Raw genomic sequence first — 23,984 nt, 5'->3', positions numbered from 1 at the left:
GGGCGGCCGCAGAGGCACGGGCGGGCGCGACCGACGACAGAGTGCCCACCGGGTCGCGTCGCCTCCGCTCAGGCGAAGTCGGGCGTGCCGGTGGGCACGGTAAATCGGAACTCCGCCCCGCCCTCGGGGCCGCGCTGCACGGAGATCGTGCCTCCGTGGGCCTCGACCAGGCCCTTGACGATGAACAGGCCGAGTCCGGTGCCGCCGCGGCGGCGGGCGTTGCCTCGCCAGAACTGCCGGAACACGCGCGTGGCCAGCTCGGGCGGGATGCCCTCCCCCTGGTCACGGACGGACACGGTGACTCCCCATTCGCTCGGTTCCATCGCTATTGTCACCGTACCCCGGCCGTGGCGCACCGCGTTTTCCAGCAGGTTGGACAGAACCTGGTCGATCTTGTCCTGGTCGAGCCAGGTCTCGGGGAGCTCCCCTCGGACCTCCAGGCGGAAGCGCTCCTCCGGCTCCCCCGCGGCGACCCTCCCGGCGATGATCTTCCTGGCCCGGGCGGGGAGGTCGACCACCTGCCGGTGGATCTCCAGCCGTCCCGACTCGATGCGGGACACGTCGAGCAGCTCGGTGATCAGCCGGGTGACCCGGTCGGCGTCGGCGTTGACGGTCTCCAGCATGACGAGCTTCTGGTCGTCGGTGAACCGGGTCCACTTGGCCAGCAGCGTCGCGGTGAAGCCCTTGACGCTGGTCAGCGGGGAGCGCAACTCGTGGGCGACGGTGGAGACCAGGTCGGCGCGGCTGCGCTCCAGGCGGGCGCGGGCCCCGGCGTCGCGCATGCCGATGACCACGCGGACGACCTCGCCCCCCCGCTCGGGCCGGCGCACCAGGCGGGCGGTGACGAGCAGCTCGTGCCCGGCCGGGGTGCGCAGCGGCAGCTCGGGCTGGCGGGTGCGGGTGGACAGCCCGCCGTACGGGTCGAGCCACTTCCACCAGTCGCGGCCGTCCTGGTCGCGCAGGGAGAAGACGTCCCGGACGTGCCGGCCTGCGGCCTGCTCCCGGGTGACGCCGGTCAGGCGGGCGGCCGCCCGGTTGACGGTCAGCACGTGGCCGTCGCGATCGGTGATCACGAGGCCGTCCGGGAGGTCGTCCACGTCGACCGCGCATGCGGAGTCAGCACTCCGCTCGCCGGTGTGTTCGCCGTGCACGACCCCGCCTCCTCGGACTCCACCGCCGACAATAGCGGGTTTCCCTCCTCCTACGGCAGCCTCGGAGCGGGGCCCGCGGCGGAACCGGCCCGCTGGGACCGGGCGGATGCGTACAGACACACCGCGGCGGCGGTGGCGAGGTTGAGGCTCTCCGCCCTTCCGTAGATCGGCACCCGGACGACGTCGTCGGCCAGCCGCAGGATCTCCTGCGGCAGGCCCCAGGCCTCGTTGCCGAAGACCCAGGCGGTCGGCCCGGACAGGTCGACGTCGTCCAGTGTGCGCTCGCCCGCGCCGTCGGCGGCCAGCACGCGCAGCCCGGACTCCTTCAGCCGCGCCACGGCCTGCGCCACCGGCGTCCCCACCGCGACCGGCAGGTGGAACAGGCTGCCCGCGCTGGCCCGTACGCACTTGCCGTTGTAGGGGTCCACCGAGGCGTCGGTGAAGACCACGGAGTCGGCGCCGGCGGCGTCGGCGGAGCGCAGCACCGTGCCGGCGTTGCCGGGGTCGCGGACGTGCGCCAGGACGGCCACCAGGCGGGCGTCGGCGGTCACGGCCCGCTCCAGCGGCACGTGCACGAAGCGGCAGACGGCCAGCAGGCCCTGCGGGGTGACGGTCTGCGCCAGCTCGGACATGACCTCCCCGCTGGTCCGGAAGACCGGGACGCCCGCGTGGGCCGCCGCGAAGAGGATGTCGGCGTGGCGCAGCTCGGCCTCCGCCGTGGTGAACAGCTCCACCACGACGCCCTCCAGCGCCAGCGCCTCGCGGACCGCCTGCGGCCCCTCGGCCAGGAAGGAGCGGTCGCGGTCCCGGAAGGCCCGCTTGGCCAGCCTGCGCGCGGCCTTGACCCGCGGCGACTTGATGTTCGTCAGCTCAGAACCCGTCATGACCGTCCTCTGCGAAACCCTCCGAATGCGAACGCGGCCCACAGCGTGATCGCTGCGGGCCGCGTCCTCGTCGCGGCCGGCCTGGCGCCGGCGGCTCGTACGGCCGTTCTCGTACGGCCGGCCTCTTAGGCGACCGGCGCGTTCACGTCGGCCGGGAGCGCCTTCTTGGCGGCCTCGACCAGCGTCGCGAACGTGGCGGCGTCGTTCACCGCGAGGTCGGCGAGGATCTTGCGGTCGACCTCGATGGAGGCCAGGCGCAGACCCTGGATGAGCCGGTTGTAGGTGATGCCGTTCTGGCGGGCGGCGGCGTTGATCCGCTGGATCCAGAGACGGCGGAAGGCGCCCTTGCGGTCCTTGCGGTCCCGGTAGGCGTAGGTCATCGAGTGGAGCATCTGCTCCTTGGCCTTGCGGTACAGACGCGACCGCTGGCCCCGGTAACCGCTCGCCCGCTCGAGAACGACCCTGCGCTTCTTCTTGGCGTTGATCGCCCGCTTCACGCGTGCCATGGTTATCTATCTCCCCGGGATCGGTTACTTGGCGAGCAGCTTCTTGATCTTCTTGGTGTCGGCGTCGGAGAGCACGACCTCGGGCTTGAGACGGCGCGTCAGAGTGGACGACTTCCACTCGTTGTAGTGCGCGCGGTTGGCGCGGCGGCGCTTGATCTTGCCGGAACCGGTGAGCCGGAACCGCTTCTTCGCACCACTGTGCGTCTTCATCTTCGGCATCTGAGCCGTCTCTCCCTCGATCGTGCCGATGTCCCGGGCCGGTGACCCGAGTCAAGGGCATGCCTGACTGCGAGACCGGACCCGGTCCCGGATTCTCATCTCGCGGCTGCCTGAGCGTTCAGGCTATGCGAGTCACTCCTGCGGAGTGGCCGCCTCGTCGGTGACGGGCGCGCCGCCCTCCGCGGGCTCCTCGTCTCGCCGCGCCTTGGCCGCGGCCTTCTCGGCCTTGGCCTCAGCCTTCTTCTTGTGCGGGCCGATCACCATGATCATGTTACGGCCGTCCTGCTTGGGCTGGGACTCCACGAACCCGAGGTCCTTGACGTCCTCCGCCAGCCGCTGCAGGAGCCGGAAGCCCAGCTCGGGACGGGACTGCTCCCGCCCGCGGAACATGATCGTGACCTTGACCTTGTCTCCCGCCTTGAGGAACCGCACCACGTGACCCTTCTTGGTCTCGTAGTCGTGCGGGTCGATCTTCGGCCGGAGCTTGATCTCCTTGATGATCGTGTACGCCTGGTTGCGGCGCGCCTCACGTGCCTTCATGGCCGACTCGTACTTGAACTTGCCGTAGTCCATGAGCTTGCACACAGGCGGGCGAGCCGTGGCCGCGACCTCGACCAGGTCGAGGTCGGCCTCCTGAGCCAGCTTCAGAGCATCGCCGATGGAGACGATGCCCACCTGTTCGCCGTTCGGGCCGACGAGGCGCACCTCGGGCACACGAATACGGTCGTTGATGCGGGGCTCGGCGCTGATGGGGCCTCCTAGGTTGCGATCCGCTGCCGCCCTGGCCGGACGGCTGCCACGTGCTCGATCGTGCCGGGAGGTCACGTGCTGCGCGCCCTTTCACAGGACGCGAAACACGAAGTGCCCCGCACGTCGCGCATGCGGGGCCACTTGAGCTCACAAACCCTAAGCCGTAAGCCCTGCCGGACTGCTCCGGCGTGATCCTTGACCTGCCGACCCAGCGGTCGACCAGGTGGGAGGGAGACCTCCGCTTGCGCGTCCGGCAGGCATGCCGGACCGATCGAGTAGCTACGTTACCACAACGGCGCGAGAGGGCCGAACCATTCCCTTGTCCATATGCAGATGGGCGATATATAAAGACCACATGAGTGAACGTCCGATGCAGGAGCCCACGTTCCTGATACTCACGGCCCTGGCAGCGGGTCCCCAGCACGGCTACGGAGTGATCTCCGATGTGGCGGAGATCTCCGGCGGCCGGGTACGGCTCCGCGCCGGCACCCTCTACGCCGCCCTCGACCGGCTCCGGTCCGAGGGCCTGATCGCCGACGACCGCGAGGAGGTCGTGGACGGCCGCGTGCGGCGCTACTACCGGCTGACCGACGCGGGCGGCTCCCGCCTGGCCGCCGAGGCCGAGCGGCTCCGCCGGCACGCCGAGGCCGCCTCCGCCCGGCTGCGCGCCCGCCCGGCCCACGGCACCCTCTTCCGCCGCGGCCTGGCGGGAGGCGCGGCATGAGCGACCTGGAGGAGCGCTACCGCAGGCTCCTGGCCTGGTACCCCGCCGACCACCGGGCGCGCCACGGCGAGGAGATGATCGGGGTGCTGCTCGCCGGCGCGCGACCGGGGCAGCGGCGCCCCGGCCCGCGCGACGTCCTGGACGTGGTCCGCGGCGGGCTCCTGATCCGCACCCGCCGTCTTCTCGGGCCCGGGTCCGCTCCGCTCTGGCGCGACGCGGTGAACGTCGCCGCGGTCACCGCCCCGCTCTACTTCCTCGTCGTCCACGCCGGGCCCGCGGCCCTCGTGCTGGCGAACGACGGGATGCACCCGGCCCACAGGCTGGCCGTCTCCGCGCTGACGCTGGCCCCGGACGCGCTGACCGTGGGCCTGGCGCTGCGCGGGCCGCGCCGGGCGGCGGCGGCCTGGGCATGGCTGTGGGCTCTCTTCGGCCTGGCGGTTCACACCGCCGCGATCACGGCCGTGCTGGGCGAGGGCGCCTTCACCGCGGAGTGGTTCAGCCCCGCCAACCTCGCCCTCCAGTCGGCGCCTCCGGTGATCATCGCCCTGCTGCTGACCTTCGCTCCGGACCCGGCCGCGGGCGCGGACCTCGTCGGGCGCAGGACGCTGCTCCGCTGGACGGCGGCCGCCACGGGAGCCCTGGCCGTGGTCAACGCCGTCTGGTTCGCGTTCATGCTCGACTTCTTCGTCGAGCAGCTGCTCGTCCCGGCGCTGCTCGCCATGGCCTGCGGCGCCGGCAGCCGGACCCCCGTCGGCCGCCGCGCCCTGCTGCTCCAGCTGCCGCTGATGGCGCTGCTGTACGGTCAGCAGCTCCCCCGGCACCTGGAGGCGCGGGGCTGGTTCCCCCTCCTCGTCGAGGTGCTCCTCGTCGCGGTCCTGTTCACCGTCGCCCGGCGCGGCTTCCGGCCGTACGGGTCGGGGACGGTCAGCTCCCCCGACCGGCTCGCCTGAGGATCTCCGCCTCCCCGGCCGCGCGCATCGCCTCCACCGGCACGTCCGTGCGGCCGGTCATCAGCTCGACCTGCCGGACCGCCTGGTGCAGCAGCATCGGGAACCCCCCGACCACGGTCCCGCCCGCCCGCCGTACGGCCCGGGCGAGACGGGTCGGCCAGGGGGCGTAGACCACGTCGAAGACCGCCGGGACCCGGGCGGCCACCAGGTCGGCGAAGCCGTCGGCCGCCCCGGAGGGCAGCGTGGAGACGACCAGGTCCGCCTCCAGGGCCGTCTCCAGCTTGTCGAAGGTCTGCACGGTCAGGGCCGCGCCCAGCCGCTCGGCGGCCTCGGCGGTCTCCCCCACCCGGGCCGGGTCGCGGACCACCAGCGTGGCCTCCGCCAGGCCGAGCTCGCGCAGGGCCGCCAGCGCGGAGGCGGCCGTCGCTCCCCCGCCGAGCACGGTCGCGGCCTTCGGCGGGGCCACGCCGGCCTCCTCCAGCGCCGCGACGATGCCGTACACGTCGGTGTTGTCGCCGTGCCGGGCGCCGCCGGCGAAGACCACGGTGTTGGCGCCGCCCACCGCGACGGCGAGCTCGGAGACCTCGTCGAGCAGCGGGAGCACCGCCCGCTTGAGCGGCATGGTCAGCGAGAGCCCCGCCCACCCGGGCCCGAGCCCGTCGAGCAGGGCGGGCAGGCCCGCCTCGCCGCACTCGATCGCCGCGTAACTCCAGCCGTCCAGCCCCATCTCCGCGTAGGCGGCGCGGTGCAGGTACGGCGAGAGCGAGTGGGCGATCGGGGACCCGAGAACCGCTGCCTTCATCACCCTCCCGTCCGGGACTTCTCGAACTTGGCCTTCAGCCGGAAGAACTCCGCCTCCGTGCTGGCGAACTCCGTGATGCCGCGCTCGGGGTCGGTGGCCACGAACCAGCGCCAGTCCCCCTCCGGAGGGTTGAGCGCCGCCTGGATGGCGTGGTCGCCGGGGTTGCCGATCGGCCCGGGCGGCAGGCCCGTCCGCCGGTAGGTGTTGTAGGGCGAGGTGCTCTCCAGGTCGGCGTTGGTCGCGGCGATGCCGTACTTGTTCAGCCCGTAGAACACCGTGCTGTCCATCTCCAGCTTCCGCCCCTCCTCGAGGCGGTTGTAGATGACCCGCGCGATCTTGCCCATGTCGTCGGCCTTGCCGGACTCGGCCTGGACGATGCTGGCGATCGTGATGATCTCGTGCGGCGTGCGGCCGAGCTCCTTGGCCCCGGCGACCAGCTTCTCCTTCTCCGCGGTCTCGTTGAACCGGTCGACCATGGCGGTCAGGATGTCGGCGGCCGACATATTGGGCGTGATGTCATAGGTCGCCGGGAAGGCGTAACCCTCCAGCCTGCTGCGGGCGTAGGACGGCAGGCCCAGCGCCCTGGCGTTCCTGGCGGCCTGCTGGAACTCCTTCAGCGGCTTGCCGGTCGCCTTGGCGAGCGTGGTGAGCGTGTCGGACAGGCGCAGCCCCTCCTTGAGGGTGACCCGGTCCAGGAGCTGCTTGCCGGGGTCGAGCAGCTCGACCGCCGCGGCGGCCGACATCTGCTTGCGCAGCAGGTAGACGCCGGGCTGCAGGGAGGAGCTCTTGCCCGCGGCGGCGATGGCGTTGGTGAACGCCTTGGCGCTCTTGACCACGTCCTGCTCCACCAGGGTCTGCGCGACGTCGCCCGCCGTCTGCCCGGCCTCGATCTCCACGGTGACCTCGCCGGTGCCCTGGCCGGTGTAGTCGTCGGGGGTCATCACGTCGCTCAGCCAGGTGTAGCCGTAGTAGCCGCCGGCGCCGATCCCGCCCACCAGGATGAGGACGGCGAGCATCGGGGCCAGGAAGCCCCCCTTGTTCCGGCGCCGCTTGCGGCGGCGGCCCCGTTTCCCGCCGCGCCCCGAGGACGCGCGCGACCGGCGCCGCGAGCGACCGTCGTCGTCTTCGGCACCGACCAGGAAGTCCATATCAAGGTCACTCATAGATTCGCTGGCCAATCTCCCGGCGCGGACGGTCCGGCGTCAAGGGGATCTTCCGAACCATGGAGCTTCGCCGGGACGGCCGTCTCTCGCGTCGGGCGGCTTCTCCTGGTTCCCCGGTGCGGGCCGCCGGTCGTCTCGGAACGGCGGGTCCTCCGGACATCAACACGTCCTGAGGCATCTGCTCAGATCTTCCCGGTGTCTCGCCAAGTCACTCTCTTCGTCACTGAATTTCGTGATTGTACGTTCCGGAGCGGCAGCCCAAAACCGGGGTCAACCTTCTCAACATGGACCAAATGCCGCAACCTAAGTGGGTCGCATACCGCGACGGGGTGGACGGGAGCGGCCAGCGGGGACCGCTCAGCGGCCGGGCCCGTCCTCCGCCGCCCCCGCGGGGCCGTCCTGCGCACGCGCCTCCACGGGCCTGCCCGGCGGCCTGCCGGTGGCCCGCTCGGCGTCCAGGGCGGCCTGGAGCAGCACGATCGCCGCGGCCTGGTCCACCACGCCGCGCTGGTTCTTCGCCTTCACCCCGCTGGCCCGCAGTCCCTGCTGGGCGGTGACCGTGGTGAGCCGCTCGTCGAACATCCGCACCGGGACGGGGGCGAGCCGGGTCGCGAGCCGGGACGCGAAGTCGCGGGCGAGCGCGGCCGCCTGCCCCTCCCGGCCGGACAGCGAGGTGGGCAGGCCGACCACGACCTCGACCGCTTCGTACTCGGCCGCGATCTCCGCGATCCGGTCCAGGTCGCCCCGGCCGCGCCGTACCGTCTCGACCGGGGTGGCCAGCAGCCCCGAGGGGTCGCTGCGGGCCACGCCGATGCGGACCGAGCCGACGTCGACGCCCAGCCGTGTTCCGTGTCTCATGGAGGTCTCCTCCGCCCGTGGGCCGGATCCCGGCCCACGGGCGCCGCCCGCCGTCAGGCGAGCGTCTGCGCGATCGCCTGCTCGACGGCGCCGAGCGCGTCGCCGATCGCCTCCGGCCGGGCCCCGCCGCCCTGGGCGATGTCGTCCTTGCCGCCACCGCCGCCGCCGAGCGCCTTGGCGGCGACGCCGACGAGCGCGCCCGCCTTCAGCCCGCGCTCGCGGCCCGCCTCGTTGACCACGGCGACGACCACCGGCCGGTCGCCGGGCACGCCGGCCACGACGACGGCCGCGGCGCGGTCGGCCGGGAAGCGGCCGCGCACGTCCAGGGCGAGCTTGCGCAGGTCGTCGGCGGAGGTGCCGTCGGGGGCGCGGTGCGTCACCACGGAGACGCCGTGCACGTCGCGGGCCCCGGCGGCCAGCTCGCCCGCGACCGCGAGCACCTGGGCCGACCGCAGCCTCTCCAGCTCCTTCTCGGCGCCGCGCAGCCGCGTGACGATGCCCTCGATGCGCTCGGGCAGCTCCTCGCGGCGCGCCTTGAGCTGCTCGGACAGCTGCGCCACGAGCACGCTCTCGCGGGCCAGGAAGCGGAAGGCGTCCAGGCCGACCAGGGCCTCCACCCGGCGCACGCCGGCGCCGATCGAGGACTCGCCGAGCACCTTGACCAGGCCGAGCTGGCCGGAGCTGGCGACATGCGTGCCGCCGCAGAGCTCGCGGGAGTAGTCGCCGACCTCGACGATGCGCACGACGTCGCCGTACTTCTCGCCGAACAGGGCCAGCGCGCCCATCGCCCGGGCCTCGGCCTGGGAGGTGTGGAAGGCGTTGACCTGCAGGTCGTTGATGAGGACGGCGTTGACCTCGTCCTCGACGTCGCGCAGCACGCTCGGCGGGACCGCCCCGGCCGCGGTGAAGTCGAAGCGGAAGCGGCCGGGCGAGTTCTCCGAGCCGGCCTGCGCCGCGCTCTCGCCCAGCGCGTTGCGGAAGCCGCGGTGCACCATGTGGGTGGCGGTGTGGCTGCGGGAGATGGCCCGGCGCCGCTCGACGTCGATCTCCGCCTGGACCTGGTCGCCCACCCGGATCTCGCCGCCGCGCACCTTGCCGCGGTGCACGACGAGGCCGGCCACCGGCGACTGCACGTCGACGACCTCGACCTCGGCGCCGTGGGCGCGGATGACGCCCTGGTCGGCGAGCTGGCCGCCGCCCTCGGCGTAGAACGGGGTGCGGCCCAGCACGACCTCGACCGTGGTGCCCGCGCCCGCCGCGGGCACCGAGGCCCCGTCGACGAGCAGGCCGACGACCTGGGACTCGGCGCTGACCTGGTCGTAGCCGAGGAACTCGACCTTGCCGGCCTTCTCCAGGATCTGCCCGAACACCGAGATGTCGGCGTTGCCGGTCTTCTTGGCGGCGGCGTCGGCCTTGGCGCGGTCGCGCTGCTCCTTCATCAGCCGCCGGAAGCCCTCCTCGTCGACCTTGAGGCCCTGCTCGGCGGCCATCTCCAGGGTCAGGTCGATCGGGAAGCCGTAGGTGTCGTGGAGCTGGAAGGCCTGCTCGCCGGGCAGCACGGTGGCGGACCTGCGCTTGGTCTCCTCCACCGCCGCGTCGAAGATCGCGGTGCCGGTGCGGAGCGTGCCGAGGAAGGACGCCTCCTCGGCGTCGATGACGCCGTGGATCTGGGGGGCGGCGGACTTCAGCTCGGGGTACAGCTCGCCCATCACGTCGATCGCGACGGCGGTCAGCTCGTGCATGTAGCGCTCCTCGCCGGAGCCGAGCAGCCGCAGGTTGCGGATCGTGCGGCGCAGGATGCGGCGGAGCACGTAGCCCCGGCCCTCGTTGCCGGGCAGCACGCCGTCGGCGACCAGCATGGTGCCGGTGCGGGTGTGGTCGGCGATCACGCGGAGGCTGACGTCGGCGCGCTCGTCGCGGCCGTAGCGGGTCTTGGTCAGCTCGGCGGCGCGGTCGAGGATCTTGTAGGTGGTGTCGATCTCGTAGATGTTGTCGACGCCCTGCAGGATCGCGGCCATGCGCTCCAGGCCCATGCCGGTGTCGACGCTCCGGGCCGGCAGCTCGCCGGCGACGTCGAAGTCCGTCTTGCTGCGGACCGCGCTGAGCTGGAACTGCATGAAGACGTTGTTCCAGACCTCGAGGTAGCGGTTCTCGTCGGCGACCGGACCGCCCTCGCGGCCGTACTCCGGGCCGCGGTCGTAGTAGATCTCGCTGCACGGCCCGCCCGGGCCGGGGACACCCATGTGCCAGTAGTTGTCGGCCAGGCCGCGGCGCTGGATGCGGTCGAGGGGCAGGCCGACCTTCCTGTGCCAGATCTCGGCGGCCTCGTCGTCGTCGTGGTAGACGGTGACCCAGAGCCGGTCCTCGGGGAAGCCGAACCCGCCGTCGGCCTCGGAGCGGGTCAGCAGCTCCCAGGCGAACGGGATCGCGTCGTCCTTGAAGTAGTCGCCGAAGGAGAAGTTGCCCAGCATCTGGAAGAAGGTGGCGTGCCGGGTGGTCTTGCCGACCTCGTCGATGTCCGGGGTGCGCACGCACTTCTGCACGCTGGTCGCCCGCTTGTAGGGGGGCGTGCGCTGGCCCAGGAAGTAGGGCTTGAACGGGACCATGCCCGCGGGGACCAGAAGCAGCGTCGGGTCCTCGGCGATCAGGCTGGCCGAGGGCACGACGGTGTGCCCACGCTCCTCGAAGAAGCGCAGGAAGCGGCGGGCGATCTCTGCCGACTCCATGTCAGCGGCCATCCTTTACGTCGTAGTTGTCGATGTCTTCAAGCCTGTCGAGCCCGAACCGGGACCGCAACTCGCTTTCGCGCACGGCCGCGTCGTCCCAGGCTTCCACGGCGACGTCCCTGGCCTGCTCCAGCAGGCCGGAAGCGCCCCGCGCCGCGCGCCGCGCCAGGTGGTTCGGGTGCAGCTCGGCCAGCCTACGCCTCACCCACAGCGCGCAGAACGCGCCCAGGGACATGTAGAACAGCCGCCGGATCACCGCGGCCGCCTCTCCAGCTGGCGGGTCTCCACCTGCCGGGCCCGCAGCCGCCGCGCCCCGGGCCGGGCCTGCGCGCGGGCGCCGATGGCCCGGTAGAGGCCGTGGCCGAGCGCCGCCACCTTGATCATAGGGCCGGTCACCAGCACCTGCGTCACGTTGCTGACCCGGGCCACGTGCCCGCTGACCTGCTTGACGTCGCGGACGACGGCCTCCACGGCGACGAGCTGGCGGTTCGTCTCGGTCACGGTGACGGCCGCGTCCTCCAGCAGCGGCACCGCCCGCTCGCTCAGCTCGGAGACCATCTTGGTGGTCTCGCCGAGCAGCCGGGCCAGCTTGAGCAGGACCATGGCCAGAAAGCAGACCAGGACCACCCACGCCACGGCCACGATCAGTCCGGCGACCTCTCCCGCGGTAAGCATGCGCCGTTCTCCCTGTCTTCCCCGGTCTCGTCCGGCTCCGGAATGGCAAGACCCTACCGTGTCCCGCCCCGTTCCCCCGGCATGCCGCACGCGGCGGGCTATCTCCGCATATGCGGAGCCGGTCCACCGGATGTCTCGGTGCTCCCGCCGCGACCGGGTCCTGCCTGTGCGTCCGGGGCCGCGTACCCCGGCGCGTCCACGCGAAACGCCCCGCCCGTCCCCGTCCCCGCAGTGGCGTACGGCTCCCGCGGTCCCGTCCCGGGGGCGCCCGGCGCCCGCGGCCCGGCCCCGAAGGCGTCGGCGCACAGCTGCGCGAACCGGGCGACCCCCGGCAGCAGGAGCGCCCAGCCCACCAGTGCCCAGCCCAGGTGGACGTGGACCAGGGCGTGCGCGAACGCGGCGACCCCCTGCGCGGTGCGGCCGTCCGCCGCCTCGTAGGTGATCCTGCGCGTCCCGGGGCGGGTCTCGGCCGCCAGCACCCGCAGCCCCACCGGGGAGCGCCGCTCGATCCAGGCGCCCACCTGGGAGCACTGGCCGCAGACCGCCGAGACGTACACCGCCGCGGGCGGTCCCGGCGCCGGGGCCGGGCGCGGCCGGGGCAGCCAGGGCCGCACCCGGCGGCGGTACTCCTCCCAGTCCCCGCCGAAGCGCCCGGTGAGCCGCTCCCCCTCGTGCCAGGCCGCCAGCCCCGCGCCGTAGGCGGCGGCGACCGCGGCGGCGGCGAGGAAGACCGGGGCGAACGGGGCGAGCACGAGGTAGCCCGCCGTCATGGAGACCTGCATCGGGTTGCGCACGTAGGCGTAGGGCCCGGTGGTCACCAGGCGCTCCGGCGGGTCGTACGGCAGCGGCGTGCCCCCGCCGGCGGCCGCGAACTCGCGGACCGCGGCCACCCCGAGCAGCAGCGGCACGGCGAGCACCTGGGCGAGCAGGCCGAGCACCCACTCCGGCTGCCGCCACACGCCGGTCGCCGCGACCGGCAGGACCAGCCCGAGCCCGGCGGCCAGCGCGACCTGCATGCCGACCCGGGCCCGGAGCCGGACGCCGGCGGCGGTCCAGCGGGCCAGGAGCAGGCCGGGCACCAGGGCGGCCGCCGCGGCGACGGCCTCGCCGGTGAGCCAGTCGCCGCCCAGGACGACGACGGGGGCGGCCCGCGGCATGAACGCCAGGTCCAGCCAGACCAGGACGGCCGCCTGGGCGGGCGGCGGGGCGGGCCGGGCCGCCCGCGCGGCGGCGAGCGCGGGGACCGCGCCCCACAGCAGCGCCCAGCCCAGCAGCAGGTCCACCGGGAGGCCGTGGGCGACGGCGCCCTCGGCCGCGAAGCGCCACCAGCCCGCCTCGACGGCGAGGAGGTTGACCCCGGTCAGCGCCAGGAGGTTCCACGCCGTGGCGAGGATCGCGGCGGCGACGTCCCGCTCCGAGGGGCGGCGGAGCCGGGCCGCGGCCACGACGGCCAGCAGCGGCACCATGACCGCCACTCCCCGGACGAGGGCCGGATCCGCTGCGCCCACCGTGTTCACCGGGCCCCTCGGGTGAACGTCTCGGCGAGGTAGCCGGCGGCCTCGCCCGCGGCGTACCGCTGGAGGGGCCCGAAGTACCAGCCGGGGTCGAAGGTGCGGCGGTAGCGCAGCGTCACGGTGAGCCGGTCGCCGCTCCAGGCGAACTCGGCCTCGCGCAGGTCCATCCAGCGCGCCAGGGTGGTGTCGCGCACCACGGCGAAGGTCACGCGGCCGGGGCTCCGCCGGGTGACCTGCAGGGTCATGGCGCGCGGCTGCGGGGCGGCGCCGATCCCCAGGGAGCGGCGCGGGGTGAAGGTGACCTCCCGGGTGTCCCCGATGTCCAGGCCCTCGCCCCGCGAGCGCACCGGCCGGGGGAAGCCCAGCTTCAGGAACGCCGAGCCGACCGGCCCGAACCCCGGGGCGGCCGCCAGGGCCCGTTCCACGTCCGCTCCGGCGGCCCGGCGGGTGGCGCTCACCTCGGTGTCGCGGGGCGGGGCGGCCAGCTCCGCGCCTCCTCCGGCCACGGCGAGCAGCACCAGCGGGGCGGCGAGCGCGTTGACCCCCTTGCCGCGCACGGAGTCGGCGACGAGCCCGATCACCAGGCCCACCAGGTAGAACAGCGGGGCCGCCATGACCAGGCAGACGATCCCCTCGCCGAGCAGCGGCCCGGCCAGGGCGAGCCCGACGGTGATCGCGGCCATGACCGTTCCGGTGGCGCTGCGCGGCCGGGCCCGCAGCACGACCGTGATCGCGATGACGGCGGGGACGCCGACGTAGAACAGGGCGGTCTGCTCCAGGTGCCCGGCGTGCAGCGTCCGGTAGAGCAGGAAGGCGGCGAACAGGGCGAGCAGCAGGCCCGCGAGGGTCCGCCGCGCCCGGCTCTGGTGCCGCGGATCGGGGAGGGGGCCGCTGCCGTCGTCCATGGGAAACCTCTTCATCAATCGGTTTAATCATTTGATTAAACCGTATGATTAGCGCAAGCGAGACGCAAGGGAGTCCGGGTGGGGAAGCAGACAGGTGAGGAGACCCGCCGGCGGCTGGTCGAGGCGGCCGCGGAGGTCCTGCTGGCCGACGGGTACGCGGGCACCAGCGCCCGTGCCGTCGCCAAGGCGGCGGGAGTGAACTCGGCGCTGGTCTTCTACCACTTCGGCGGGGTCGACCAGCTGCTGCTGGCCGCGCTGGACCGCTCGTCCGAGCAGCGGATGACGGCCTACCGGGAGGCGGTGGCCGGGGCGCGCACGCTGGAGGAGCTCGTCGAGGCCGCCAACGCGATCTACCGGGCCGACCTGGAGGGCGGGCACATCACGCTCTTCTCCGAGCTCGTCGGGGCCGGCATCGCCAAACCGGAGCTCCGCGCGGAGATCACCAAGCGGGCCGAGCCGTGGATCGAGTTCGTCGAGCAGACCCTGGAGCGGGTCATCGGCGGCTCGCCCCTGGCCCGGCTCCTGCCGCCCCGCGAGCTGGCCTACGCCGCCATCACGTTCTACCTCGGCGTCAACCTGTTCACTCACCTGGACGCCGACCGGTCCCGCACCGAGGCGGTGTTCGACCTGGCCGCCCGGGTCGCCCCCCGGGCCCGGCTGCTGACCGTGCGGCTCCCGCGCCGCCGGGAGAAGCCCGCTCAGGCCCCCCGGGCCGAGCCCGGGCAGGAGCCCTGAAGCCGGCCCCGAGCCGAGGCCGCAAGCCGGGACCGCGAGGGCCGCTGAACCGCAGCCGGGAAAGGCCCCGGGCCGGAGCCGCGGGCCCGGCTCCTCCCGGTCCCTGTCTCCCTAGTCCGCCTGGCCGCCGCGGAGGAAGGCGCGGATCCTGGCCCAGCGGTCGGCGAAGCCGGCCTCGGCCCCGTGCCGGGTGGGCCGGTAGTAGCGGCGCCCGCGCAGCGGCTCGGGCAGGTGGTCCTGGCGGACCAGGCCGTGGTCGAAGTCGTGGGGGTACTTGTAGCCCTTGCCGTGGCCGAGCCCGGCGGCCCCCGGGTAGTGCGCGTCGCGCAGGTGGCCGGGGACCTGGCCGATGTCGCCGCGCCGCACGTCGGCCGCGGCCGCGTCGACGGCGGTGATCACCGCGTTGGACTTGGGGGCCAGCGCGCAGTGGATCACCGCCTGGGCGAGGTTGAGCCGCCCCTCGGGCAGGCCGATGAACTCCACCGCCTGGGCCGCGGCCACCGCGGTCTGCAGGCAGGTGGGGTCGGCCATCCCGACGTCCTCCGAGGCGAAGATCACAATGCGCCGGGCGATGAAGCGGGGGTCCTCCCCCGCCTCGATCATGCGGGCCAGGTAGTGCAGGGCGGCGTCGGCGTCGGAGCCGCGCATGCTCTTGATGAAGGCGCTGACCACGTCGTAGTGCTGGTCGCCCTGGCGGTCGTAGCGGACCGCCGCCTTGTCCACCGCGCGCTCCACCACCTCGACGGTGATCTCACCGTCGGCGATCAGCGCGGCGGCCTCCAGGTAGGTCAGCGCCCGGCGGGCGTCGCCTCCGGCCAGCCGGACGAGGTGGCCGGCCGCCTCGGGCGCCAGGCGGACCTTCCCGTCCAGGCCTCGGGGATCGGCGACCGCCCGCTCCAGCACCGCGTGGACGTCGTCGTCGGACAGGGGCTCCAGGGTCAGCAGCAGGGAGCGCGACAGCAGCGGCGAGATGACGGAGAAGAACGGGTTCTCCGTGGTCGCGCCGATGAAGGTGACCCAGCGGTTCTCCACCGCCGGGAGCAGGGCGTCCTGCTGGGCCTTGTTGAACCGGTGCACCTCGTCGACGAACAGCACGGTCTGCCGGCCGGACATGCCCAGCTCGCGCCGGGCCTGCTCGATGGCCGCGCGGACCTCCTTGACCCCGGCCGAGACCGCGGACACCTCGACGAACCGGCGCCGGGTCACCCCCGCCACGACGTAGGCGAGGGTGGTCTTGCCGGTGCCGGGCGGCCCCCACAGGAACAGGGACATCGGGGCCTCGGCCTCGACCAGGCGGCGCAGCGGCGTCCCCGGGCCGAGCAGGTGCCGCTGGCCGATCACCTCCTCCAGGCTCCGCGGGCGCATCCGGACCGCGAGGGGCTCCTGGCCGCGGTGCGCCTCCTCCGCCGCCGAATCGAACAGGCTGTCCACGCCCCGACAGTACCGCCGTCCGCGGGAGATCGGCTTCCCCGGACGGCCGCGGCACCCGGGAGATCAGCTTCCCCAGACGGCCACGGCGCCGCTGTGCCCGGCGCGCACCACGTAGTAGGCGGCCGCCACGGCCGCCACCACGGCCAGGCCGCCCACGGCCATGGAGACCGGGCGGCCGTACCGGTCGGCGCCGCCGGGCCGGGCGACGTGCAGCAGCCCCAGTGAGGCCAGGCCGAGGACGAGCACGACCAGCGCCAGCGGGGTACCGAAGCTCTCGTGCTCGGCGATGCGCTCGCCCAACCGCCCGCTCGCCGAGGAGAACCGGTCGGACTTCAGCGCCATGCCGCTCTGCCGGGCCGCCAAGGCCGCGACCGGGGCGGCCACCGCCAGACCCAGCAGCGCCCAGCCCAGTACGGCGCGCGTGCGCGGGGCCAGCGCGTAGACCGCGGCCGCCGCCGCCAGCAGCGGCGTCAGGACCACGCTCGCGTGGACGATCAGGGGATGGGCCGGCAGGCCCAGGATCTCGTTGAACATGGGGGGCTCCGGTCGTGCGGGTCCGTCTCGTCGCGGTGTCTCCGCGGTGTCTCCGTGGTGCCTCCGTGGCGGCTCCGCACTGCTTCCCGGCTGCTCGCACGGCGTCCCCACGGCGTCTCCGCGGTGTTGTCCACCGGGGGAATCCCATCACGGGCGGGATCTGGAGCACGTAAAAACCCGTCCGCTTCCTCCCTCCCGTCCCGGACGCCGGTTTCCGCCACTTACATCCAGCACACTCCGGGGCCGGTACGCTTTCGCGCGTCGGTTGATAGTCATGAAGACGGTGACCTGGAGGACATAGCGGTGAGCGGCGAAGACCGCCAGAGCCAGCTGGCGCGGGAGCACAGGGAGCGACAGGCCCGACGTGCTGAGCAGGCGAGCAAGGCGAAGCGGAACACCTTCATCGGAGCCGGCGCCGCGGTGGTGGTCGTGGTCGGAGGCGTGGTCGCCGCCTCGACGCTGGTCGGTTCGGACGACACGCAGGACGTGGCGGCGGTCAGCACGCCGACGCCGTCGCAGAGCCCGACGGAGGACCCGGCGGCCACCCCCGCGCCGAGCGCGAGCACACCGGCCAAGGCGGGTGCGGTCACCTGCGAGTACCGCAAGGACACCAGCGGCAGCCCCGCCAAGTTCGTGGGCTACCCGGCCAAGAAGCCGAACCTGAAGCTGAAGACGATGACGATCGTCACCAACCACGGCGACATCGTCATCGACCTGGCGACGCAGGCGGCCCCGTGCACCGTCAACTCGCTGGCCTTCCTGGCCAAGAAGAACTTCTACGACGACACCCGGTGCCACCGCCTGGCCACCCCGGAGAACTCCGGCCTGGGCCTGCTGCAGTGCGGCGACCCGCTGGCCAAGGCCGACGGCAAGAACTCCACCGACGGCCAGGGCAGCTCGGGCTACGTGTTCAACGACGAGAACCTGGGCGGCCTGTCGTACGGCAGGGGCACCGTCGCCCTGGCGCAGGCCCCGGACGCCTCCAACCAGAACGGCAGCCAGTTCTGGATCTCCTACAGCAACGAGACCGCCCAGCTCGACGCGATCCCGGCCTACACCCCGTTCGGCACGGTCTCCAAGGGCATGGAGATCGTCGACAAGATCGTCGCGGGTGGCTGGATCACCAACCCCGACGACGTCACCGGCGACGGCGGCTCGCACGCCCCCAAGATCCCGGTGCTCATCAAGGACGTCAAGGTCTCCTGACACGGCGTGCGCGACGCCCCGGCGGTGGACTCCACCGCCGGGGCGTCCGGCTTTCCGCGGCCCGTTCCGGCCCGCTCCGCGCCGGACACGGCGGCGCCCCGGCGGGCGGGAGGCCCACCGGGGCCCCGGTCGCGCGTGCGGGCCCGTCCCGCCGGGATCCCGGCGGGACGGGCGGACGGGTCAGGCCCCGGCCTGCTCGGCCGCCTCCTTGGGCTTGGCGTCCACACCGGCCTCCTTGCGCTGCTCGGCCGTGATCGGGGTGGGCGCCCCGGTCAGCGGGTCGAAGCCGGAGGCGGTCTTCGGGAAGGCGATGACGTCGCGGATCGAGTCGCCGCCCGCGAGCAGCATGCAGATCCGGTCCCAGCCGTAGGCGATGCCGCCGTGCGGCGGCGGGCCGTACTTGAACGCCTCCAGCAGGAAGCCGAACTTGCTCTCCGCCTCCTCCTTGGAGATGCCGAGCACCTCGAAGACGCGCTGCTGCATCTCGGCGCGGTGGATACGGATCGAGCCGCCGCCGATCTCCATGCCGTTGCAGACCATGTCGTAGGCGTAGGCCAGCGCCTCGCCGGGACGGTCCTGGAAGGTGTCGGCCCACTCGGGCTTGGGCCCGGTGAACGGGTGGTGGACGGCGGTCCAGCCGGACTGGCGGCCGACGTCGTCGTAGACCGGCTCGAACATGGGCGCGTCGACCACCCACAGGAAGTTCCAGGCCGACTCGTCGATCAGGCCGCAGCGCCGGCCGATCTCCAGGCGGGCCGCGCCGAGCAGGTCGCGGGACTCGGCGGGCTTGCCCGCGGCGAAGAACACCGCGTCGCCCGGCTTGGCGCCCGCCTTCGCGGCCAGGCCCGCGGTCTCGGTCTCCGACAGGTTCTTGGCGACCGGCCCGCCGAGCGTGCCGTCCTCGCCGATCAGCACGTAGGCCAGGCCCCGGGCACCGCGCGACTTGGCCCACTCCTGCCAGCCGTCCAGCTCCTTGCGGGTCTGGGAGGCGCCGCCCGGCATCACCACGGCGCCGACGTACGGCGCCTGGAAGACGCGGAAGCCCGTCCCGGCGAAGAACTCGGTCATCTCGACCAGCTCGCAGCCGAAGCGCAGGTCCGGCTTGTCGGAGCCGTAGCGGGCCATCGCCTCGGCGTAGGTCATCCGGGGCAGCGGCATGGGGATCTCGTAGCCGAGGATCTCCTTCCAGATCCGCCCGATCAGCGCCTCGCCGACCGCGATCACGTCCTCCTGGTCGACGAAGGACATCTCGACGTCGATCTGGGTGAACTCCGGCTGCCGGTCGGCGCGCAGGTCCTCGTCGCGGTAGCACTTGGCGAGCTGGTAGTAGCGCTCCAGGCCGGCGACCTGCAGCAGCTGCTTGAACAGCTGCGGCGACTGCGGCAGGGCGTACCAGCTGCCGGGCTGGAGGCGGACCGGGACCAGGAAGTCGCGGGCGCCCTCGGGCGTGGAGCGGGTCAGCGTCGGGGTCTCGACGTAGACGAACCCGTGCTCCTTCATCACCTCGTGGGCGAGGTAGGTGGCCTGCGAACGGATCCGCATGGCGTGGGCGACCTGCTGGCGGCGGATGTCGAGGTAGCGGTACTTGAGCCGGGCCTCCTCCGAGACGCCCGTCGTGCCCTCGATGGGGAACGGCAGCGGAGCCGACTCGCTCAGCACCTCCACCTCGGCCGCGACGACCTCGATCTCACCGGTCGGCAGGTCGGGGTTCTCGTTGCCCGCGGGCCGCACCCGCACCTCGCCGACGACCTTCACGCAGTACTCGGCACGCAGGCCGTGCGCGTCGTCCTCCTCGCGGAAGACCACCTGTGCCGTGCCGGAGGCGTCGCGCAGGTCGATGAAGACCACGCCGCCGTGGTCGCGGCGGCGCGCCACCCATCCGGCCAGCGTCACCTGCTCGCCCGCGTGCTCCTTGCGGAGCGATCCCGCGGTGTGCGTGCGAATCACGAAAACTTCCCCTTCAGGATTTCGGCGACCTCGGCCAACGGCACCTCGGTCTGCTCTGCGGTGGTCAGGTCCTTCAGCTGCACGGCCTGCGCCGTGAGGTCGCGCTCGCCCAGGATCAGCGCGTAGCGCGCCCCGGACCGGCCGGCGCCCTTCATGGCCCCCTTGACGCCCTTGCCGCCGAACGACATGTCGGCGTCGAGGCCCGCCCGGCGCAGCTCGGTGACGAGCTGGAACATCCGGCGGCGCGCCGCGTCGCCCAGCGGGACACCGTACACCTGGACGCGCCCGCGCGCCTCGTCCCGCTCCAGCAGCCCCTCGGCCTCCATGGCGAGGATCGTGCGGTCCACGCCGAGCGCCCAGCCGACGCTCGGCAGCGCCGGTCCGCCGATCATCTCGCTCAGCCCGTCGTAGCGCCCTCCGCCGCCGACCGCGGACTGCGATCCCAGGCCGTCGTGGACGAACTCGAAGGTGGTGCGCGTGTAGTAGTCGAGCCCGCGGACCAGCCGGGGGTCGTCGGTGTAGGCGATGCCGGAGGCGGTCAGCAGGGCGCGGACCTCCTCGTGGTAGGCCTTGCAGTCCTCGCACAGGTGGTCGACGACCAGCGGCGCGCCGGCGAGCTGCGCCTGCACCTCGGGCCGCTTGTCGTCCAGCACGCGCAGCGGGTTGATCTCGATCCGCTCCCGGGTGGGCTCGTCGAGGTCGAGGGCGCGCAGGAAGTCCTGGAGCGCGGCGCGGTAGGCCGGACGGCACTCCTTGCAGCCCAGCGTGTTGAGCAGCAGCCGGACACCGGTCAGGCCCAGCGCGGCGTAGCCGTCGTGGGCCAGCAGGATCAGCTCGGCGTCCAGCGCCGGGTCCTCGGCGCCGACGGCCTCGGCACCGACCTGCGAGAAGTGCCGGTAGCGGCCCTTCTGCGCGCGCTCGTAGCGGAACTGGCTCCCGGAGTACCAGAGCTTGACCGGGAGCTGCCCGTTGTGCAGGCCGTGCTGGAGCACGGCCCGCATGACCGGGGCCGTGCCCTCCGGGCGCAGCGTGATGGAGCGCCCGCCCTTGTCGGTGAAGGTGTACATCTCCTTGGAGACGACGTCGGTCGACTCGCCGACCCCGCGGATGAACAGCGCGGTGTCCTCGAAGGTCGGCGTCTCGACGTAGCCGTAGCCCGCGCGGCGGACCGGGGCGACGAGCGCCTCGCGCACGGCGAGGACGCGCTCGGAGCGCGGCGGGAGCCAGTCGAAGGTGCCCTTGGGCGCCTGGAAGGTCATGGTGTCTAGATTCCCCTGGTGGGACCGGCGAGCGGGGCGGCCTCCGCGAGGTACGGGTTGGTGGCGCGCTCGGTGCCGATCGTGGTCTGTGGTCCGTGGCCGGGCAGGACCACCGTGTCGTCCGGCAGCGGCAGGCACTTGGCCGCCAGGCTGCGCAGGATCGTCGGGTAGTCGCCGCCCGGCAGGTCGGTGCGGCCGATGGAGCCGGCGAACAGCAGGTCGCCCGAGAACATCACGTCCGGGATCTCGTCCGTGCGGGGCAGCCTGAACGTCACCGACCCCCTGGTATGGCCCGGCGTGTGGTCGACCACCAGCTCCATGCCCGCGAGGCGGAGCACCTCGCCGTCGGCGAGCTCGCGCACGTCGTCCGGCTCGGTGAAGGTCAGCCCGCCGAACAGCTGCTGCCGCGTCGTCAGCGACAGCCCCTTGCCCGGGTCGGAGAGCAGCTCCCGGTCCTCCGGGTGGATCCACGCCGGCACGTCCCGGGCGCCGCAGACGGGGGCCACCGACCACATGTGGTCGATGTGGCCGTGCGTGACCAGCACCGCGACCGGCTTGAGCCGATGCTCGCGCAGCACGTCGTCCAGGTCGCCGACGGCGTTCTGCCCCGGATCGACGATCACGCACTCCTCGCCCGCGGCGGGGGCGACGACGTAGCAGTTGGCCTGGAAGGACCCTGCGGGGAAGCCGGCGATCAGCATCTGCCTCAGCTGTCTCGTCAAGAATGCGGATGGGAATGTAACCGAAGGGTACCGTTGAGGGTCTGCGGGCTGCGAACCATGACCCTCCGGCCGATACGATTCGCCCACCTCGATATCGATACTCCGGCACTCGGGAGGGCGAAGCTGTGAGCGGCAAGGACCGCCAGAAGCAGTTGGCGCGCGAGCACTACGAGCGGCAGATGCGGCGGCGCGCGGAGCGCGAGGCCAGGGCCAAGCGGATGACGATCGTCGGGAGCAGCGTGGCCACGGTGGTGGTCGTGGGCGCCGTCGTCGCCGCGACGGTGCTGCTCGGCGGGGACGACAGCTCGACCACCACCACGGCGGCGACCCCCGGGCCGTCCGCGAGCCAGACCGCCGCCCAGCCCACGGCCTACGACGCGGCCGCCGGCACCTGCGGCTACGTGGCGGCCCCCGAGGGCGAGGTCAAGGACGTCGGCATGCCCCCGGCCCAGGTCGACACCTCACCCAAGACGATGACCCTGAAGACCAACCTGGGCGACATCGTCGTCAAGCTCGACGCCGCCAAGACCCCCTGCACGGTCAACTCCTTCGCCCACCTGGCCGGCAAGGACTACTTCGACGGCTCCAAGTGCCACCGCCTGGGCTCCGACCGGTTCCCGATCCTGCAGTGCGGCGACCCGCTGGCCAAGGCCGACGGCAAGGGCACGACCGACGGCCAGGGCGGGCCCGGCTACCGCTTCGTGGACGAGAACCTCGAAGGCGCGAAGTACACCCGCGGCGTGGTGGCCATGGCCAACAGCGGCCCGAACACCAACGGCAGCCAGTTCTTCATCGTGTACGGCGACGCCACCCTGCCCGCGAACTACACACCGTTCGGTACGGTTACCAAGGGTCTGGAGATCGTCGACGAGGTGAACAAGGCCGGCGTCATCGGCGACGGAGGCGACGGGACCGGCGCCCCCAAGAAGACGGTGGAGATCAAAGACGTGACAATATCCGCCAAGGGCTGACGTAATACAACCGAACACATCCGGGGCCGACCGCCCCGGGAGGGCTGACGAAAGTGCGGGAGGACACGGTGAGCACCGACCCGTGGGGCCGGGTAGACGACGACGGCACCGTCTACGTGCGTACGGCTGAGGGAGAGCGGGCCGTCGGGTCCTGGAAGGCCGGCGAACCGGAGGAGGCCCTGGCCTACTTCCGGCGCAAGTTCGAGGAACTGGCCGGTCAGGTCGCGCTGCTGGAGCAGCGCGTCCGCGGCACCGACCTGGCCCCCGCCCAGGCGGAGGCGTCCATCGCCAAGCTCCGCGAGTCCGTCGCCGACGCGCACGCGGTCGGCGACCTGGACGCGCTGCTGAAGCGGCTGGACGCGCTCAGCGAGCTGGTGGCCCAGCGCCGCGAGGAGGTCAAGGCCGCCAGGGACGCGGCGCGCGCCGAGGCCCGGGCCGTCAAGGAGCGCATCGTCGCCGAGGCCGAGAACGTCGCGGAGTCCACCACCCACTGGAAGACGGGCGGTGAGCGCCTGCGCCAGCTGGTGGAGGAGTGGAAGGCCGCCGAGCGGATCGACCGGGTCACCGAGGCGGCGCTGTGGAAGCGCCTGTCGGCCGCCCGCACGGCCTTCGCCAAGCGCCGCAAGGCCTACTTCGCGGGGCTGGACGAGCAGCGGGAGGGCGTGCGCTCCGTCAAGGAGCGCATCGTCACCGAGGCGGAGTCCCTGGCCTCCTCCACGGACTGGGGGCCCACCGCCTCGGCCTACCGCGAGCTGATGCGGCAGTGGAAGAGCGCGGGCCGGGCCTCCCGGGAGGTCGAGGACGAGCTCTGGGGCCGGTTCAAGGCCGCCCAGGACCAGTTCTTCCAGGCCCGCTCGGCGGTCTTCGCCGAGCGGGACGCCTCGTTCGCGGCCAACGCGGAGGTCAAGGAGCAGCTCCTGGCCGAGGCCGAGAAGATCCTCCCCGTCTCCGACGCCCGGGCCGCCCGGGCCGCGTTCCGCGGTGTCCTGGAGCGCTGGGAGGAGGCCGGGCCCGTCCCGCGGGAGCAGCGCGACCGGCTGGAGGGCGGGCTGCGCCGGATCGACGACGCGATCCGCAAGGCCGAGGAGGCGGAGTGGAAGCGCTCCAACCCCGAGGCCCGGGCCCGCGCGCAGAACACGGTGGACCAGCTGCGCAGGTCCATCGGGCAGCTGGAGGCCCGCCTGGACAAGGCCCGGGCCGCCGGCAAGGACAAGGACGTCAAGGACGCGGAGGAGGCCCTGGCCGCCCGGCGCTCCTGGCTGGAGGAGGCCGAGCGCACGCTCGCCGAGTTCTCCTGACCGTCCGATCACGACCGGGGCGCGCCTCCTGCCGGAGGCGCGCCCCGCGCCGGC

General features: G+C 73.1%; 24 protein-coding genes. 6 read left to right on the top strand and 18 right to left on the bottom strand.

Annotation, left to right across the window (positions count from 1 at the left end):
• Positions 1-68: 68 nt before the first annotated feature.
• From ABD823_RS22090 to infC, 5 genes are all read right to left on the bottom strand, one after another.
• Positions 69-1,151 (bottom strand): sensor histidine kinase, encoded by a 1,083-nt coding sequence (locus tag ABD823_RS22090; protein ID WP_344862579.1) that lies wholly within the window; start codon positions 1,149-1,151, stop codon positions 69-71.
• 50 nt (positions 1,152-1,201) lie between these two features.
• On the bottom strand, positions 1,202-2,035 hold the full coding sequence (locus tag ABD823_RS22085) for a TrmH family RNA methyltransferase (protein ID WP_344862577.1): 834 nt from the start codon (positions 2,033-2,035) through the stop codon (positions 1,202-1,204).
• A 125-nt stretch (positions 2,036-2,160) separates the two neighbouring features.
• Positions 2,161-2,541 carry a 50S ribosomal protein L20 gene (rplT, locus tag ABD823_RS22080; protein WP_344862576.1) on the bottom strand — a complete coding sequence of 127 codons (381 nt, stop codon included), beginning with the start codon at positions 2,539-2,541 and terminating at the stop codon, positions 2,161-2,163.
• A gap of 24 nt (positions 2,542-2,565) precedes the next feature.
• Positions 2,566-2,760, bottom strand: coding sequence for a 50S ribosomal protein L35 (gene rpmI, locus ABD823_RS22075; protein ID WP_344862574.1), 195 nt, complete (start codon positions 2,758-2,760; stop codon positions 2,566-2,568).
• A gap of 132 nt (positions 2,761-2,892) precedes the next feature.
• On the bottom strand, positions 2,893-3,474 hold the full coding sequence (gene infC / locus ABD823_RS22070; RefSeq protein ID WP_425566640.1) for a translation initiation factor IF-3: 582 nt from the start codon (positions 3,472-3,474) through the stop codon (positions 2,893-2,895).
• Positions 3,475-3,865: 391 nt separating this feature from the next.
• On the opposite strand from infC, the gene ABD823_RS22065 reads away from it, so the two are divergent.
• Together ABD823_RS22065 and ABD823_RS22060 are read left to right on the top strand one after the other, a co-directional pair.
• Positions 3,866-4,234, top strand: coding sequence for a PadR family transcriptional regulator (locus ABD823_RS22065; protein ID WP_344862572.1), 369 nt, complete (start codon positions 3,866-3,868; stop codon positions 4,232-4,234).
• Positions 4,231-5,184, top strand: coding sequence for a hypothetical protein (locus tag ABD823_RS22060; protein WP_344862570.1), 954 nt, complete (start codon positions 4,231-4,233; stop codon positions 5,182-5,184). Before ABD823_RS22065 ends, ABD823_RS22060 begins: the two co-directional genes overlap by 4 nt.
• Here ABD823_RS22060 and ABD823_RS22055 read toward each other — a convergent pair.
• The 8 genes from ABD823_RS22055 to ABD823_RS22020 all read right to left on the bottom strand — a co-directional run bounded on the left by ABD823_RS22055 (position 5,159) and on the right by ABD823_RS22020 (position 13,827).
• Positions 5,159-5,986: a shikimate dehydrogenase gene (locus ABD823_RS22055; RefSeq protein WP_344862568.1), complete on the bottom strand. Its 828-nt coding sequence runs from the start codon at positions 5,984-5,986 to the stop codon at positions 5,159-5,161. The genes ABD823_RS22060 and ABD823_RS22055 overlap by 26 nt on opposite strands.
• The gene (mltG, locus tag ABD823_RS22050; RefSeq protein ID WP_344862566.1) at positions 5,986-7,149 is read right to left on the bottom strand and encodes an endolytic transglycosylase MltG; all 1,164 of its coding nucleotides are present in this window, start codon (positions 7,147-7,149) and stop codon (positions 5,986-5,988) included. Before mltG ends, ABD823_RS22055 begins: the two co-directional genes overlap by 1 nt.
• 357 nt (positions 7,150-7,506) lie before the next feature.
• Complete coding sequence (gene ruvX / locus ABD823_RS22045; protein ID WP_344862564.1) at positions 7,507-8,007, bottom strand: Holliday junction resolvase RuvX; 501 nt, start codon at positions 8,005-8,007, stop codon at positions 7,507-7,509.
• 53 nt (positions 8,008-8,060) lie between these two features.
• Positions 8,061-10,733, bottom strand: a complete 2,673-nt coding sequence (gene alaS / locus ABD823_RS22040; protein WP_344862562.1) for an alanine--tRNA ligase — start codon at positions 10,731-10,733, stop codon at positions 8,061-8,063.
• Position 10,734: 1 nt separating this feature from the next.
• Positions 10,735-10,989: a hypothetical protein gene (locus tag ABD823_RS22035; RefSeq protein WP_344862560.1), complete on the bottom strand. Its 255-nt coding sequence runs from the start codon at positions 10,987-10,989 to the stop codon at positions 10,735-10,737.
• Positions 10,986-11,408 carry a DUF948 domain-containing protein gene (locus ABD823_RS22030; RefSeq protein ID WP_344862558.1) on the bottom strand — a complete coding sequence of 141 codons (423 nt, stop codon included), beginning with the start codon at positions 11,406-11,408 and terminating at the stop codon, positions 10,986-10,988. The genes ABD823_RS22035 and ABD823_RS22030 overlap by 4 nt, the downstream gene beginning before the upstream one ends.
• Before the next feature lie 98 nt (positions 11,409-11,506).
• A complete protein-coding gene (locus ABD823_RS22025; protein WP_344862556.1) occupies positions 11,507-12,925 on the bottom strand; it encodes an isoprenylcysteine carboxylmethyltransferase family protein in 1,419 nt (472 codons plus the stop codon).
• A complete protein-coding gene (locus ABD823_RS22020; RefSeq protein ID WP_344862555.1) occupies positions 12,922-13,827 on the bottom strand; it encodes a hypothetical protein in 906 nt (301 codons plus the stop codon). Before ABD823_RS22020 ends, ABD823_RS22025 begins: the two co-directional genes overlap by 4 nt.
• A 78-nt stretch (positions 13,828-13,905) precedes the next feature.
• On the opposite strand from ABD823_RS22020, the gene ABD823_RS22015 reads away from it, so the two are divergent.
• Entirely contained in the window at positions 13,906-14,562 is a 657-nt protein-coding gene (locus ABD823_RS22015) for a TetR/AcrR family transcriptional regulator (RefSeq protein WP_344862553.1), read from the top strand.
• A gap of 111 nt (positions 14,563-14,673) precedes the next feature.
• Here the strand turns inward: ABD823_RS22015 and ABD823_RS22010 are convergent, their stop codons facing one another.
• Complete coding sequence (locus ABD823_RS22010) at positions 14,674-15,993, bottom strand: replication-associated recombination protein A (RefSeq protein WP_344862551.1); 1,320 nt, start codon at positions 15,991-15,993, stop codon at positions 14,674-14,676.
• A 63-nt stretch (positions 15,994-16,056) separates the two neighbouring features.
• The gene (locus tag ABD823_RS22005; protein WP_344862549.1) at positions 16,057-16,527 is read right to left on the bottom strand and encodes a DUF2231 domain-containing protein; all 471 of its coding nucleotides are present in this window, start codon (positions 16,525-16,527) and stop codon (positions 16,057-16,059) included.
• A gap of 303 nt (positions 16,528-16,830) precedes the next feature.
• Between ABD823_RS22005 and ABD823_RS22000 the strand changes: the two genes are divergently transcribed.
• The gene (locus tag ABD823_RS22000) at positions 16,831-17,733 is read left to right on the top strand and encodes a peptidylprolyl isomerase (RefSeq protein ID WP_344862547.1); all 903 of its coding nucleotides are present in this window, start codon (positions 16,831-16,833) and stop codon (positions 17,731-17,733) included.
• A gap of 180 nt (positions 17,734-17,913) precedes the next feature.
• Here the strand turns inward: ABD823_RS22000 and aspS are convergent, their stop codons facing one another.
• The 3 genes from aspS to ABD823_RS21985 are packed head-to-tail and all read right to left on the bottom strand — an operon-like array spanning position 17,914 to position 21,640.
• Positions 17,914-19,680, bottom strand: coding sequence for an aspartate--tRNA ligase (gene aspS, locus ABD823_RS21995; RefSeq protein ID WP_344862545.1), 1,767 nt, complete (start codon positions 19,678-19,680; stop codon positions 17,914-17,916).
• Positions 19,677-20,939, bottom strand: coding sequence for a histidine--tRNA ligase (gene hisS / locus ABD823_RS21990; protein ID WP_344862543.1), 1,263 nt, complete (start codon positions 20,937-20,939; stop codon positions 19,677-19,679). The genes aspS and hisS overlap by 4 nt, the downstream gene beginning before the upstream one ends.
• A 5-nt stretch (positions 20,940-20,944) precedes the next feature.
• A complete protein-coding gene (locus tag ABD823_RS21985; protein ID WP_344862607.1) occupies positions 20,945-21,640 on the bottom strand; it encodes an MBL fold metallo-hydrolase in 696 nt (231 codons plus the stop codon).
• A gap of 146 nt (positions 21,641-21,786) precedes the next feature.
• Between ABD823_RS21985 and ABD823_RS21980 the strand changes: the two genes are divergently transcribed.
• Entirely contained in the window at positions 21,787-22,632 is an 846-nt protein-coding gene (locus ABD823_RS21980; protein ID WP_344862542.1) for a peptidylprolyl isomerase, read from the top strand.
• A 68-nt stretch (positions 22,633-22,700) separates the two neighbouring features.
• Positions 22,701-23,930 carry a DUF349 domain-containing protein gene (locus tag ABD823_RS21975; RefSeq protein ID WP_344862540.1) on the top strand — a complete coding sequence of 410 codons (1,230 nt, stop codon included), beginning with the start codon at positions 22,701-22,703 and terminating at the stop codon, positions 23,928-23,930.
• Positions 23,931-23,984 lie beyond the last annotated feature (54 nt).

The organism is Planomonospora alba, assembly GCF_039534085.1.
Classification (GTDB): domain Bacteria; phylum Actinomycetota; class Actinomycetes; order Streptosporangiales; family Streptosporangiaceae; genus Planomonospora_B; species Planomonospora_B alba.
Note: the sequence above shows the minus strand (reverse complement) of the source record. Positions and strands in the feature narration are given on the sequence as shown.